11 protein-coding genes are annotated in these 14,523 nt (G+C 41.1%); 8 read left to right on the plus strand and 3 right to left on the minus strand.

All coding sequences use genetic code 11. The features are described from left to right. Window positions 1–15: 15 nt before the first annotated feature. From pheT to rlmC, 6 genes are all read left to right on the plus strand, one after another. Window positions 16–2,403 (plus strand): phenylalanine--tRNA ligase subunit beta, encoded by a 2,388-nt coding sequence (pheT, locus tag Q7674_RS13780; protein ID WP_045063489.1) that lies wholly within the window; start codon window positions 16–18, stop codon window positions 2,401–2,403. A gap of 490 nt (window positions 2,404–2,893) precedes the next feature. Further along, window positions 2,894–3,190 (plus strand): integration host factor subunit alpha, encoded by a 297-nt coding sequence (gene ihfA, locus Q7674_RS13785; RefSeq protein WP_008986880.1) that lies wholly within the window; start codon window positions 2,894–2,896, stop codon window positions 3,188–3,190. A 200-nt stretch (window positions 3,191–3,390) separates the two neighbouring features. Beyond that, the gene (locus Q7674_RS13790) at window positions 3,391–4,434 is read left to right on the plus strand and encodes a succinylglutamate desuccinylase (protein WP_305424026.1); all 1,044 of its coding nucleotides are present in this window, start codon (window positions 3,391–3,393) and stop codon (window positions 4,432–4,434) included. A gap of 94 nt (window positions 4,435–4,528) precedes the next feature. Further along, window positions 4,529–5,521 (plus strand): vitamin B12 ABC transporter permease BtuC, encoded by a 993-nt coding sequence (gene btuC / locus Q7674_RS13795; RefSeq protein WP_008986882.1) that lies wholly within the window; start codon window positions 4,529–4,531, stop codon window positions 5,519–5,521. Window positions 5,522–5,536: 15 nt separating this feature from the next. After that, window positions 5,537–6,295, plus strand: a complete 759-nt coding sequence (gene btuD, locus Q7674_RS13800) for a vitamin B12 ABC transporter ATP-binding protein BtuD (protein ID WP_305424028.1) — start codon at window positions 5,537–5,539, stop codon at window positions 6,293–6,295. Between the two features lie 137 nt (window positions 6,296–6,432). After that, window positions 6,433–7,575, plus strand: coding sequence for a 23S rRNA (uracil(747)-C(5))-methyltransferase RlmC (rlmC, locus tag Q7674_RS13805; protein WP_107229637.1), 1,143 nt, complete (start codon window positions 6,433–6,435; stop codon window positions 7,573–7,575). A 63-nt stretch (window positions 7,576–7,638) separates the two neighbouring features. Here the strand turns inward: rlmC and Q7674_RS13810 are convergent, their stop codons facing one another. The 3 genes from Q7674_RS13810 to Q7674_RS13820 all read right to left on the minus strand — a co-directional run bounded on the left by Q7674_RS13810 (window position 7,639) and on the right by Q7674_RS13820 (window position 11,427). After that, window positions 7,639–8,676: an FUSC family protein gene (locus tag Q7674_RS13810; RefSeq protein ID WP_045063494.1), complete on the minus strand. Its 1,038-nt coding sequence runs from the start codon at window positions 8,674–8,676 to the stop codon at window positions 7,639–7,641. 197 nt (window positions 8,677–8,873) lie between these two features. Further along, complete coding sequence (locus Q7674_RS13815; protein WP_305424031.1) at window positions 8,874–10,580, minus strand: methyl-accepting chemotaxis protein; 1,707 nt, start codon at window positions 10,578–10,580, stop codon at window positions 8,874–8,876. 220 nt (window positions 10,581–10,800) lie between these two features. Then, window positions 10,801–11,427, minus strand: a complete 627-nt coding sequence (locus tag Q7674_RS13820; RefSeq protein ID WP_023932545.1) for a thiol:disulfide interchange protein DsbA/DsbL — start codon at window positions 11,425–11,427, stop codon at window positions 10,801–10,803. 212 nt (window positions 11,428–11,639) lie between these two features. On the opposite strand from Q7674_RS13820, the gene yegD reads away from it, so the two are divergent. Next, window positions 11,640–12,992 carry a molecular chaperone gene (gene yegD, locus Q7674_RS13825; protein ID WP_045063497.1) on the plus strand — a complete coding sequence of 451 codons (1,353 nt, stop codon included), beginning with the start codon at window positions 11,640–11,642 and terminating at the stop codon, window positions 12,990–12,992. 139 nt (window positions 12,993–13,131) lie between these two features. Next, on the plus strand, window positions 13,132–14,520 hold the full coding sequence (locus Q7674_RS13830) for an IS4 family transposase (protein ID WP_305424111.1): 1,389 nt from the start codon (window positions 13,132–13,134) through the stop codon (window positions 14,518–14,520). The last annotated feature ends 3 nt before the right edge of the window (window positions 14,521–14,523 follow it).

Here is a 14,523-nt window from a genome sequence, read left to right on the forward strand (position 1 = left end):
AGGGGCTAGAAATCTATGAAATTCTCTGAATCTTGGCTACGCGAGTGGGTTAATCCTGCAGTAAACAGCGAAGAGCTAGCTCACCAGATCACAATGGCTGGTTTGGAAGTTGACGGCGTTGAAGCAGTTGCTGGTGAATTTACTGGCGTTAAAGTAGGTCAAGTGGTTGAGTGTGCACAACACCCAGACGCTGACAAACTACGCGTAACAAAAGTAGATGTAGGTGCTGAAGAGCTACTAGACATCGTTTGTGGTGCATCTAACTGTCGTCAAGGTATCAAGGTTGCTGTGGCAACGGTTGGTGCTGTGCTTCCTGGTGATTTTAAAATCAAGAAAGCAAAACTACGTGGTCAACCTTCTCACGGTATGCTTTGTTCATTCACTGAACTTGGTATCGATGTTGAGTCTGACGGCATCATGGAACTTGCAGAAGATGCCGTTCTAGGTACTGACTTCCGTGAATTCCTAGGTCTTGACGATGTTACTATCGACGTTGACCTAACTGCTAACCGTGCTGACTGTCTAAGCATTGCTGGTCTTGCTCGTGAAGTAGGTGTTCTAAACCGTGCTGAAGTGACAGAGCCTCAATTTGAGATCGTTGCGCCAACAGCAGCTGATACTATCGCTATCGATGTTAAAGCGCCTGCAGCATGTCCACGTTACCTTGGTCGTATTATTCGTAATGTAAACGTTCAAGCTGAAACACCATTATGGATGCAAGAGAAGCTACGTCGTTGTGGTACTCGTTCAATCGATCCAATCGTAGATATCACTAACTACGTATTGCTAGAAATGGGTCAACCAATGCACGCATTCGATCTTGCTAAGATCGATGGCGGTATCGTTGTTCGCATGGCTGAGCAAGGCGAGAAACTAACTCTTCTTGACGGTAACGAAGCTGAACTAAACGACAACACGTTAGTGATTGCAGATAACAAGCAAGCACTAGCGATTGCTGGTATCTTCGGTGGTGAGTTCTCTGGTGTTAACACTGAGACGAAAGACGTACTACTTGAGTGTGCATTCTTCGCACCAGATGCAATCCGTGGTCGCGCTCGTAGCTACGGTCTACACACTGATTCTTCACACCGCTTTGAGCGTGGTGTTGACGCGACACTACAAACTAAAGCAATGGAACGTGCAACAGCACTTATCATTGAAATCTGTGGTGGTGAAGTTGCGCCAATCGTTGAAGTTGAATCAGAAGCTGATTTACCAAAAGCAGCAACGATTGAACTTCGTCGCACTAAACTAGATCGTCTACTAGGTCACTCAATTGCTTCTGAAGAAGTAGTTGAAATCCTAACGCGTCTAGGTTGTGACGTTGAAACAACAGATGCAGGTTGGAAAGCTGTTGCTCCTGCATGGCGTTTTGACATGGCAATTGAAGAAGACTTAGTGGAAGAAGTGGGCCGTATTTACGGTTACAACAACATCCCTAATCAATCACCAGTTGCTGCACTAAGCATGAACCTACACAAAGAAGCGAACCTTCCGCTTAAGCGTGTACGTGATCTGCTTGTTGATCGTGGTTACCAAGAAGCAATTACTTACAGCTTCGTTGAGCCAGAACAACAAAAACTAATCGTGCCTGAAATTGAGCCATTGATCCTACCTTTCCCAATTTCTGCGGAAATGTCAGCAATGCGCCTAAGCCTATGGACTGGCCTACTAAATACAGTAGTGTTCAACCAGAAGCGTCAACAGCCACGTGTTCGTCTATTTGAAGCTGGTCTACGTTTCATCCCTGAAGAATCTGCAGAAAACGGTATGCGTCAAGAAATGATGCTTGCTGGTGTTATTGCAGGTAACCGTAGCGATGAGCACTGGGATATTGCAACTAACACTGTTGATTTCTTCGATCTTAAAGGTGATTTAGAAGCAATCCTTGAGCTAACAGCGAACGAAGCTGCGTTTAGCTTTAAAGCGGCTAAGCACCCAGCACTTCACCCTGGTCAATCAGCAGCAATCGTTGTTGATGGCAAAGAAGTTGGTTTCATCGGTACTGTACACCCAGAGCTTGAGCGTAAGTTTGGCTTAAATGGCCGTACTATCGTATTTGAAATCGAGTGGGCAGCAATCAACACTCGTATGCTTCCTGAAGCGGTAGTGGTTTCTAAGTTCCCTGCAAACCGTCGTGATATCGCCGTTGTAGTAAGCGAAGATGTTGCTGCTGGTGATGTAGTTGAAGCATGTCGTGCAAACGGTGGCGAGCTACTAACAGATGTTAACCTATTCGACGTTTACACAGGTAAAGGTGTTGAAGAAGGTAACAAGAGCCTTGCAATTGCACTGACTCTTCAATCTGCTGAGCGTACGCTAGAAGAAGCTGACATTGCTTCAGCAGTAGAAGCGATTGTTGCTGCACTTGCTGAAAAGTTCGGCGCATCTCTTCGTGACTAATCAAAAATGATGAAGGTTAATCGCGTTAGTTAAGTAAATTTTGACGTTTTTAACTCTTTGTTTTTTAAAAGCAGCCTATGTTGGCTGCTTTTTTTTTGATCTTTCTCCCAAAAATAATAACACTATGATAAATAGATGAATTTTTATTTTTGCCACCTTTTTAATGTATGTTGAATTTGTAACTATTTGTTTTTATTGGTAATTGTATTTTATAGAACAGCAATTAAGCACAACTAATTGCACAAGAGTGATATTATTTTTCAATAAAAATAATAGAAATTAACGTGAAGTTTGCGTAAAAAAGTTGGCGGAAATCAGCAAGTTGGCTTAGACTTGACTCTAGTTGATAAGGAACTGGAGATGTTAATCTCTATAAACACCAACGATAGGTGTGTACGAACCGTATCAACATAACCTTATTCACAGTAACAAGCCGGAATGATGCCTGCATTGTTACTATCCATTCAACATAGTCTTGAGGGAGTTATCTATGGCGCTCACAAAAGCCGATTTGGCTGAGAACCTGTTTGAGAATGTTGGATTAAGCAAACGGGACGCCAAGGATACGGTGGAAGTCTTCTTTGAAGAAATCAGGAAGGCTTTAGAAAATGGCGAACAAGTAAAACTGTCTGGTTTTGGTAATTTTGACTTACGAGACAAAAACGAAAGACCAGGGCGTAACCCAAAAACTGGCGAAGATATTCCAATTTCTGCACGACGTGTAGTGACTTTCCGTCCAGGTCAGAAGCTAAAAGCACGTGTAGAAACGTTAGAAGTACCTAAATAAGCTAGTTTGCACGCTTAGTTTAATTGAAACCCAAGTGGATTTATTCATTTGGGTTTTTTATTGCCTGCTATTTGTGAAATAACTGGCGTTCTCTTTGGTTATCGTTTTGTTTTATTTATGTTTCAATGTTTTTATAGATATACTGAATGATAACGAAGGATATTCTCGTTAGGATTAACGTTAGTCTACATGGAGGTAATATGACGTTTGTTGATGAAGTGAAAAGAGGTAGGTTTTTATCTGCAACGTGTGATTTATCACTTCCTTTTGTGCCAGCAGACTGGGTACTAGAATCGGGTATTCATTGCCAGCTTTTACAACGGGGAGTTTTACAAATCACCCCCAATGAGCAGATCAGTACGGCTAAAGACATTGTCTTATCATCAGGTGTTCATGGTAATGAAACGGCACCGATTGAATTGATCCAGCAATTAGCAGAAGGTATTTTGCTTAGCTATATTGAACCTGTACATCGGTTACTATTGATTATTGCTCATCCTGAGGCTATCAATCACAAAACACGTTTCATTGAAGAAAACATGAATCGGTTGTTTAAAGTCCGAAACTCAGAAAGAAATATTGATTGTAAAGTTGCAAACCAACTTCAAGAGGCCGTGAATAGCTTCTATGGCGTCTCTACAGCGGTTCAGCCAGAAAGGTGGCACCTTGATTTGCATTGTGCCATACGTCCTTCAGAACACTATACATTTGCAATTAGCCCCTATAGCCACAAACATTCCCGTAGTAATAGCCTGTTTAGTTTTATTCAACATGCAAAAATAGAAGCGGTGTTATTGGCAAACGATCCTTCTTCTACTTTTAGTTGGTTTAGTGCGGAATATCATGGCGCACAAGCCTTGACGATTGAACTGGGTAAAGTTGCTGATTTTGGCAATAACAATTTAGCGCTATTGGCGCATTTTAGCCGAGCGATGATGAAGCTAGTGACTGAAAACTCCTTGCCTATTACATGGAATAATGATGTCGAGGTTTACCGTGTTAGTCGTACTCTGTTGAAGCAATCTGATGATTTCAATTTCTCTTTTCCTGATGATTTGCCTAATTTTACTTTCTTTGATGAAGGGGTTTATTTAGGTAGTGATAGTGGGGAAGCATTTATTGCCGATGAGAAAGGGGAAGCGGTAGTTTTTCCTAATGCGAATGTTGCGTTAGGTCAACGTGCAGCACTAATGGTAAAAAAAGCACACATTATTTTTGAGGAACAGATCCGTTTGTGTGGCTAAGTAATAAAACGATTATTAATTATGATTTTCTGCTTTTGTTCTTTTTCTTGAGGCAGTAAGGTTAAGTTTTTGCGCCAATCCGAAGATCGATCTCATGTCACTTAATGCATTATTGATTCGCCAACGTTCTCGCTGGCGAATGAGTTTTTGGCTCCTGTCGCTATCTCTTGTTGTTGTTTGTTTTTACTCATTATCTGTCGGAGAGCTATGGATTAAACCATGGGCTCCCGATGGTGCATTAGAACAACAACTACTATTTCAACTACGTTTGCCTCGTTTACTTGCTGCTTTTGCGGTCGGTGCTGCTTTGGCAAGCTCAGGTGCTGTACTGCAAGTGTTACTTGGCAATCCACTTGCGGAGCCTGGCGTGCTTGGGATCTCTGGTGGCGCGAGTTTAGCACTAGTCTGCGTATTATTTTTCTTACCTTTTACCCCATCACCTATGTTGGCAATGATCGCTGCTATGGTAGGGGCGTTGGTATTTACGTTGATATTAGTGGGGTTATCAAGGCGTAGAAGTGTTTCGATGACACGTTTGCTGTTAATTGGTGTGGCTCTCGGTATTCTTTCTAGTGCGGTGATCACTTGGGCATTTTACTTCAGTGATGATTTAAGTATGCGCCAGTTAATGTATTGGCTAATGGGGAGTTTAGGCGGTGTTAGCTGGCAGCAATTATCACTATTGCTTTTTATAGTACCTGTGTTAATTGTGCTGTGTTGTCAGGGTAAGAAGCTCGATATTTTAATGTTAGGTGAGTTACATGCCCGTCAACTAGGACTGAATGTCGCAAGCTTACGTTGGAAGTTGATTTTAATGGTGTCACTGCTTGTGGGAAGCGCTGTGGCGTTGGCTGGGGTTATTGGTTTTATCGGCTTAGTTGTTCCTCATTTGATCCGATTAATGCTAGGCACAGAAAATCGTTATTTATTGCCACTATCTGCCATCGCGGGCGGTTTACTATTGGTGTTTGCTGATACCTTATCTCGGATTTTATTACCCTCAGCAGATCTGCCAGTAGGGGTTGTGACGACGTCACTGGGAGCACCTGTGTTTATTTGGATGCTGATGCGTTCTCAACTGAATTAATGAGTGCTGTTATCTATGTTGAACGTTAAAAATATTACAGTCGATGCTCGATTACAGCCTTTGTCATTCTCAGTACAGAAAGGTGAAATCGTTCATCTTATTGGTCCTAACGGTAGTGGCAAAAGTACTGCAATAGGTTTAATTTCGGGTTTATTTACTGCTGTTGGCAATGTGATATTGGAAGGGGTTGATCTTGCTGATTATGATCTTGCATCGTTAGCGCGTATACGTAGTTACATGTCGCAGCAAGATAAACCTAATTTTGCTATTCCGGTTTTTCAATATCTCTCATTAGCATTTACTGCACTTGGTGAGATAAGTGAAACACTAAAGCAGCAAGCCATTGATGACGTTTGTGATTGTTTGGCAATAAGTGACAAATTAACTCGCAGTATTCAGCAATTGTCAGGTGGAGAATGGCAGCGTGTCCGATTAGCATCAGCATGTTTACAGGTTTTACCATCTTTAAACCCCGACGCCAAGTTTTTATTACTCGATGAGCCAGCCGCGTCGCTCGATATTGGTCAAGAAGCGGCAATGTACCGCTTGATTCGAGGGATTGCTGCCCAAGGTATTGCGGTCATTATGGCGAATCATGATTTAAATCGTACTCTTCGTGAAGCTGATAAAGTGGTACTGCTGGATAAAGGGCGTTGCATTGGTTTTGGTGATCCGAAAACTGTTATGTCTATTTCTTGCTTAGAGTCAGTTTTTGCTACGCGAATTATACAAGTTGAGCATCAAGGTATACCTAATTTACTGTTTATTGATTAAGTTAATGACAAAACAAAATGAGCTTTAATCTAAATATAAATTATCGATAAATTATATTTCTCATAACCATAAATAAATCAGATGGTTATTTTTGTTTTGCGCGTTAGACTGCTCTTTTTTTTGTAGTTGTGTGAATTATGCAGTGTTCATTCTCACTTCAAGGGGTATGTCCTTCATGCCCACTTGCCTCGACGTCTTATGCTCAGCAAATTAAACAAAAAGATGACGCTTTGCGTTCATTATTTTCTGAACATCATCCTCAGCAATGGTTAGCACCTGTTGAAAGTGCTGAAACAGGCTATCGAAATAAGGCAAAGATGGTAGTGTTGGGTGCGGCACATGAACCTTGTTTAGGAATTCAGACACAATCTGCATTAGATAAAACCATTAAGCCTGTTAGCTTATGCCGCTGTGCGTTATATCCTGCTGATATGCAAGACTTATTGCTTTATATCGAGCAATGGATCCGTCGTGCAGGTATTCCGCCTTATAATCTTGTAAAGAAAAAAGGTGAGCTGAAATTCGTTCTGCTTACTCGTAGTGAAAATACGGGTGAATTTATGCTGCGTTTTGTCATGCGTAGTCATACGGCAATAGAGCGTATTGAGAATAACCTTGCTGATTTATTAGCGGCATTTCCGGCGATAAAAGTGGTTTCAGTGAACATTCAACCTGTTCATATGGCAAGGCTTGAAGGTGAGGAAGAAATCTTCTTAACAGATGCTCACTATTTGCTAGAGCAGTTTAATCACGTACCACTGGTTGTTAGACCAAAAAGCTTTTTCCAAACTAACCCAAAAGTTGCTGAACGTTTATATGCCACAGCGAAAAACTGGGTTAGTGAAGTAAAACCTGCATCAATGTGGGACTTGTTCTGTGGTGTAGGTGGTTTTGCCTTGCACTGCGCTGAAGAAGTCGAGCAGGTAACAGGGATTGAAATCGAACCTGAAGCGATAGCCAGTGCCAAACGTTCTGCGGAAATGATGGGGGTTAATAACCTTGATTTTGCAGCATTGGATTCAACCAGCTTTACTCAATCAAATGAAGCGGCACCTGAATTAGTGTTAGTGAACCCACCACGACGTGGTATTGGTGAAGCACTTTGTCAGCAGCTAAATACCTTTGCACCTAAACATATTATCTACTCAAGTTGTAACCCACAGACGTTGGAAAAAGATCTCACACGTTTAACGGGATATAAAGTAATGAAGTTCCAGTGGTTCGATATGTTCCCGCATACAGATCACGTTGAAGCTATGGTGCTATTAGAGCGTATATAATTATATCCAAGTCACTTGGGTATATTTGAGAAAAGGGCATGAAGTGATCCATGCCCTTTTTTATTAATATCTTACGTGAGAATAGTATTCGTGAAGTAAGTGCGTTAGCAGTGAAAACTGGCGTGCAACTTCACGGTTAAGCCAAAGATAACCGTAGTAACTGATATCACTGGCATCGCTTTGTTCATGCATTTCAGGTGGTGGCAGTATCGATAACATTTTTATCTCATCACGCTTAACTGGCAAAATAACCTGTTTTTCCATTTGCTTAGCAAGCTTTTCAAATCGGTTTGCCAGCTGTTCTTTTGCTTCCATCAATCCTGGCATATCACTGATTTTTGCTTGACCAAGCTGGGTGTCCCATTTGGTATGTAGCATTGAACCTAGCATGGTAAAAATCTGCTCTTCCGTTAGCATGATTTCCGTTAGTAACTGTTTACTCGCCACATTTTCATTTTTAGTGTGAGGTTGAAGTGCTGTTTGCTTATCAAGAATGGTTGATAACGGGCTAATATCAATCGGCTTGTAGTTTCCCGTCGCAATTTGTTGGTTATGTTTATGGTAGTAATCACAACAAAGTTTAATAAAGTTATGGGTGTAATCGAGATAATGATCCGTTGCACGCGCCGGAAAAATAAATAAGCTACAACAGATAGCGACAACCGCAGCCCAGAAAACATTGATAGTACGCCATACAGCGGCATGGAGATCTTCAGGCCCGCCACCTGCAACCACAACGATAGTGATAGCAACCACAAGCGAAGCATAAGAGTATTTTCCCTGAGTAAAGAAAATCGCCGTCACGACGGCTGCAATTAAAATAACATGGTGAAGCCAATTATATGAGGCGGGTAGCAAGAATAATGATAAGCCAATGATTGCACCTAATATTGTCCCACTAATGCGCTGACTGGCTTTTGATAGCACGCCACCAAGAAAAGGGATGCTTCCCATAATGGTAACTGCAGTAATCAGTGCCCATGAGCCATAAGGCAGGTTAAATATTTGAATGACGCTAATAATAATACTAAGTGCTACAAAGACTCTGAAAACCAAAAGTTGGCGAAAGTATTTGATGGCGAAATGGGAATAATTTTTCATACATAAGAGACGTTATATTTTTTTAAATCATACAAATTGTGTGATGAAAGTCACGCTAAAAATGATAAATCAAACAGTATGAAATAAGCGGTTGCTTTAAGTAAGGCTAGCTATTAACTGAATAATAAAGAAAAAAGCACTGTGTGCATGAGTGCAGACAGTGCCTTGGTATTGATTGTTGCTATCAGTGTAGGGGATTATTTAGTCTTAAATTGCCCCACTAATTGTTGTAGCTGATTACCAGCATCATCAAGTTGACTCACAATATGCTCTGAGTTCTTACTTTCTTGAATAAGCTCAGTCACGATATTTTGAATTGATCCCATGTTACCGCTAATTTCCCCAGTTACTGCATTTTGCTCTGTTGATGCTGCTGCAATCTGATTGATTTTACCGTTAATTTCAGTCACAGCTTCTGTCACAGAAAGCAGGTTATGTGAGATTTGGTTGGTAGAGCTTACCGCTTCATTACATGACGCTTGGCTCTTATCCATTGCTTGTACTGCTTGCGTTACTAAGTTATGTAGCTGATCAAGCATTTCATTGATTTCTAATGTGCTGCTTTGAGTACGACTTGCAAGCCCACGAACTTCATCGGCAACCACGGCAAAGCCTCGACCTTGCTCTCCAGCTCGTGCCGCTTCAATCGCTGCGTTTAGTGCGAGTAGGTTGGTCTGCTCTGCAATATCACCAATAACTTTAAGCACATTGTTGATATTGTGAGATTGCTGATTGAGTGCATCGATATAACCAGAAGCTTGAGTCACTTCATCAACAAGTGTGTTAATAGAGACTAGCGAAGTATCTACTTGTTGTTGAGCTACCAACGACACATCGCTCATGCGCTCGGTACCAGAAGCCACATCGTTCGTATTTTCTGCGATTTCATTCGCTGCGAGGCTCATTTGCTCAATGGCGGCGACGACTTGCTCTGTCTCGCAGTTATGTTCATTTAATTTAGCAGTTAAGGTATTGGTTTGTTTATGTACATTATGGGCTGCTGTAGTCAGGCTGTTAGTGGTTTCTGATACTTGAGAAATAATGCTTTGAAGCTTGTTAGCAAAACGGTTAAAGGCATTACCCAGTGCAGCGATTTCATCATTACCTTCAACAACTAGGCGCTTAGTCAGATCACCTTCACCATCTGCAATATCGTTAAGAGTATCAACCATACGTTCGACAGGTTTAATAATCCGGCTAGCAACATACAAGATGATGGTTGCTGAAATCACAGTTAAGATCAGTGAAATAAGCAATACGGAGTTAATGCGATCTTGCATGTTTGAGTGAATTTGAGCTGTGTATTGCGCCACACTTGCATCAATATCATCGATGTATAAACCAGTACCGATGAACCATTTGCCATCGTTTAAAGAGATAGCATAACTTTCTTTAGGTTGGGCTGGTTGGTTGGCTTTTTTAGGAAAACTGTATTTAACGAATTGACCGTTGTTTTTAGCCGCATCAATTAATACTTTGATGTATGCCACGCCATTGGCATCCGTCGCACCAATTTGATTCGCTCCCTGAATTTCAGGTTTTAATGGGTGAGCAACGTTGACGCCGTTCATGGTATAGATAAAAAAGTAACAAGCATCATTTTCTGCAAAACGGATAGGGGAAATAAGCTGACGTACATCTTCAAGAATAGCCGTTTCATCACCACCTTTAGCCAGAATATTCTCGATTGCATGTTTAGTGATGACGACTGCATCTTTTAATTCTTGCTGTCTTTCTGAGATTAGCTCTTGCTTATAATGCGCGACATTTTCTGTTAAAGATTGGTTCTCTAAATAGATGACCACACCCATAGCGATACTAAGAATCGCAAGCATAGGTAACAAGCTTAATAGTAATAATTTGTGCTTAAGTGTTTTGATCATAATTGCATTTGCCTTATCCATTATTAATCACAGTGATGCATACGAAATTCTCCGTTCATAGTATGCATACATAAGTTTATGTAATGATAGAAAAAAATTATTACTGATAGATGTATCTTTGAGATTTGTTCAATTAATAATAGGGCTGTTGCAGGTATTTCAGAGGGAGGGAATAAAAGTGGGATTTATATCAATAAAAAAATACCTACCAGTGTGGCAGGTATTTTAAATGAGCATGAATTTACTTCTTGTCTTTAAGGTATGTAATCGTATTTGCCATGTCTTGTAGGCTATCGTGAGCACTTGTGTTCACTAGGTACTTACCATTGATCAAGAAAGCAGGTACAGATTGTAGTGCAGCATCACGGACAATCGCTTCTGATTGTTGGAACATCTTAAACACTTCAGCTTGTTGCTCTTTCGTTAGCTCGTAAGGGCTTTTCAAACCATTGTCGTGGAAGATTTTAGTAAGTGCTGCCTGACGCTGTTCGTTAGTCATGTCTTTTGGTGAATCTTGAACAAAAGCGAATAGCGCTTCTTTCAGTTTATGACTTGGCTTGTTGTCAGTTTGTACCATTGCAGCGTAGAAAATAAATGCCGCTTTTTGTGCACTTTCATTGAAGATAACGTGCACTTGATTAACGTCTTTAGTATTCGTTAGCTTCTTAATTTCAGGAAGCATACTTTCCATATTACGACAGTGACCACAAGACAGAGAGAAGATCTCTGTTACTGCTGGCAGATTTGGCATTGGGGTTGGGATCACTGAGTATTTGTCACCTTCTTGTGGTGTCTTAGAGTCAGTACATGCGGTTAGCGTCAGTGCTGCGAGTAGCACAACGAAGAAAGATTGGTAAATACGTTTCATTGTCTGCTTCTTTAGAAAGATAAAAGTCACAACATTATGGCGATAAATTCTAGACATTGCATCGTAAAGTTACAAAAAGACACGCTTTTTGTTCAAATTTAATCAGATACATGCGGTCATTAAGGTTGATATTTTAAAGAGAATAAGACCGTGAATTGGCTTTTGGGTTGGGGTATGATGGTCGGCTTTTCTTATTGCTTTGAGTGTTTCTAATGTTTATTGGATTTGATTATGGGACAGCGAATTGTTCTGTTGCAAGAATGGTAAATGGTAACCCAGAACTGTTACCGCTAGAGAAAAATAATCATTATATTCCATCGACATTGTGTGCCCCGACACGTGAAGCGGTATCTGAATATCTCTATCGTTTTATGGGAATAAAGCCTACTGAAAGTGTTGGTGAGCAAGTGCTACGTCGTGCTATGGCAGTGAACCGTGAAGAAGATATTGAGGTTGTTCGTGGCGATTTACAGTTTGGTGAAGCAGCATTAAATACCTATCTTTCTGATCCAGAAGAAGTGTATTACGTTAAATCTCCAAAATCCTTCCTTGGTGCGAATGGATTACGTGACGCTCAAATTAGCTTCTTTGAAGATCTTGTTTGCGCCATGATGGTAAATATCAAACAAAATGCTGAGCAGAACCTACAAGATGATATTACGCAAACGGTCATTGGTCGTCCGGTTAACTTCCAAGGTACTGGCGGTGAGTCTGCTAATATTCAAGCTGAAAAAATTCTGACACAAGCGGCGAAACGCGCTGGCTTTAAAGATGTTTCCTTCCAATTTGAACCTGTTGCCGCAGGGCTAGAGTTTGAATCGACACTGACTGGAAACAAAACCGTATTGGTGGTTGATATCGGTGGTGGTACAACAGACTGTTCATTGCTTGAAATGGGACCGAAATGGGTGAATGAGCATGATAGAACACGTTCATTATTAGCACACAGCGGTCAGCGAGTCGGCGGTAACGATTTAGATATTCATTTAGCATTTAAGCAGTTGATGCCAGAGTTTGGCCTAGGTAGTAAAACGGTACGTGGTATTGATATGCCATTTAATCAATTCTGGAATCCTATTGCGATTAACAACGTTGCTGCACAAACTGAGTTTTATTCTGATGCCAACTTACGTGCATTAGAAAAGCTTCGTTATGATGCGGCTGATCCCGATAAGCTAAATCGCTTGATTCATGTTTATCATGAAACTTTGGGTTATCAGATTGTTCGTCGTGCAGAAGAGGCGAAAATAGCACTGTCGGAGCAAGATAAATACCGTGTTGATATGGCGATCATGAAGGATTTGTTTGCTGTTGATATTACGGCTAAGCAATTTGCAGAAGCAATTGAAACTCCAACCGATAAAATGCGTGAGTTAGTGATTGAAGCATTAGCGCAAGGTGGAATAACGCCTGATGTGGTGTTTATGACGGGAGGGACAGCACGTTCACCTATTTTACGTCAGTGTATTGAGCAGCAGTTACCGAATATCCCGATTGTGAGTGGTAATTACTTTGGTTCAGTAACGGCTGGTTTAGCACGTTGGGCTGAGCGTTGTTATCGCTAACGTATAAACTAAGTAAAGAAAAAGGCCTCTTGAAGACTGTCTCTTATACACAAATCCCTAAGCCAATGCTTGGGGATTTTTTTGAACTAATTTTATGTTTCATGATCTGATCATCTAAGCAATGATAAGGATGATTATGATGACCTATATAGAACCAACTCTTTGGGCTCAAAAACAATTCGGTCAAGCCGATCTTAATGACCCAAGACGCACTCAAAGACTCGTTGCTCTAGCTACCTCTCTGGCTGAACAACCTGGTATCCCTATCTCAAAACTCATCATCTCCCCAGCCGATATGGAAGGGGCTTATCGCTTTATTCGTAATGACCAAATCAAAGCAGAAGATATTGCAGAAGCTGGATTCTATGTCACAGCACAAGAAGCTTTAGAGCAACAAACACTGCTTGCATTGGAAGATACCACTTCTCTAAGTTACTCACATCACAGCATACAAGATACACTCGGGCATTCCAATCAAGGTAATCGACACCGAGCAATGTTCGTTCATTCAACATTGCTTTTTGCTCCCGAAACTCACACTGTAGTTGGTTTAATCGAACAACAACGCTGGACCCGAGATATTGAAAAACGTGGTCAAAGACACCAGCACGCAACTCGACCATACAAAGAAAAAGAAAGTTATAAATGGGAACAAGCATCTCGCCATGTTGCAGAGCGACTAGGCGAGAAAATGTCAGAGGTTATTTCTGTATGTGATAGAGAAGCCGATTTATTCGAGTACCTCACTTACAAGCACGAGCAACAACAACGATTTATCGTTCGCTCAATGCAAAGTCGCTGTATCGAGGAGCATGATAATCGTCTTTATGACTACGCTTCCAAGTTGTTATCAGCAGGAAACAAAGAGCTAAAAATACCGCAAAAAGGCGGTCGTAAGTCCCGCACGGCTCATCTAGACATCAAATATGCTCCCGTGACACTTAAGTCTCCCGCCAATAAAAAAGAGTTCGATAATATCTCTCTCTACTATGTTGGATGTATAGAGCAAGGTGAGAGTGACGACAAGCTCGCATGGCATTTACTGACATCAGAGCCTGTAACGAACAAAGAGGAAGCACTTAACATCGTCAGTTATTATGAGCGTCGTTGGCTGATAGAAGATTTTCACAAGGTTTGGAAAAGTGAAGGCACGCAAGTTGAACAACTGAGAATGCAAAGTAAAGATAACTTAGAAAGGCTCAGTGTTATTTTGGCATTTATTGCTACTCGTTTACTCCAGTTAAGATTTATGAACGAATCTAAAGAGTTATCTAGTAGCTGTTGTGAACGGGTGTTAAAAGGTAAAGCGTGGAAGCTTATGTGGTTAAAATTGGAGAAGAAAAAGCTGCCCAAAGAAGCACCAAATATATCGTGGGCTTACAAAAGTATTGCACGGTTAGGTGGTTGGAAAGATACCAAGCGGACGGGTCGCGCTTCTGTAAAGACATTATGGCAAGGATGGTTTAGGTTACAAACCATCCTTGAAGGATATGAACTAGCTAAGTCTCTTGAACACAATGACTTGTGATCA

It is taken from the genome of Photobacterium leiognathi, assembly GCF_030685535.1.
Lineage (GTDB): Bacteria > Pseudomonadota > Gammaproteobacteria > Enterobacterales > Vibrionaceae > Photobacterium > Photobacterium leiognathi.

Coding starts and splice junctions, on each gene's coding strand:
- rlmC (WP_107229637.1), top strand. CDS start 6,433: ATGCAGTGTTCATTCTCACTTCAAGGGGTATGTCCTTCATGCCCACTT.
- Q7674_RS13810 (WP_045063494.1), bottom strand. CDS start 8,676: ATGAAAAATTATTCCCATTTCGCCATCAAATACTTTCGCCAACTTTTG.
- Q7674_RS13830 (WP_305424111.1), top strand. CDS start 13,132: ATGACCTATATAGAACCAACTCTTTGGGCTCAAAAACAATTCGGTCAA.
- btuC (WP_008986882.1), top strand. CDS start 4,529: ATGTCACTTAATGCATTATTGATTCGCCAACGTTCTCGCTGGCGAATG.
- yegD (WP_045063497.1), top strand. CDS start 11,640: ATGTTTATTGGATTTGATTATGGGACAGCGAATTGTTCTGTTGCAAGA.
- btuD (WP_305424028.1), top strand. CDS start 5,537: ATGTTGAACGTTAAAAATATTACAGTCGATGCTCGATTACAGCCTTTG.
- ihfA (WP_008986880.1), top strand. CDS start 2,894: ATGGCGCTCACAAAAGCCGATTTGGCTGAGAACCTGTTTGAGAATGTT.
- Q7674_RS13790 (WP_305424026.1), top strand. CDS start 3,391: ATGACGTTTGTTGATGAAGTGAAAAGAGGTAGGTTTTTATCTGCAACG.
- Q7674_RS13820 (WP_023932545.1), bottom strand. CDS start 11,427: ATGAAACGTATTTACCAATCTTTCTTCGTTGTGCTACTCGCAGCACTG.
- Q7674_RS13815 (WP_305424031.1), bottom strand. CDS start 10,580: ATGGATAAGGCAAATGCAATTATGATCAAAACACTTAAGCACAAATTA.
- pheT (WP_045063489.1), top strand. CDS start 16: ATGAAATTCTCTGAATCTTGGCTACGCGAGTGGGTTAATCCTGCAGTA.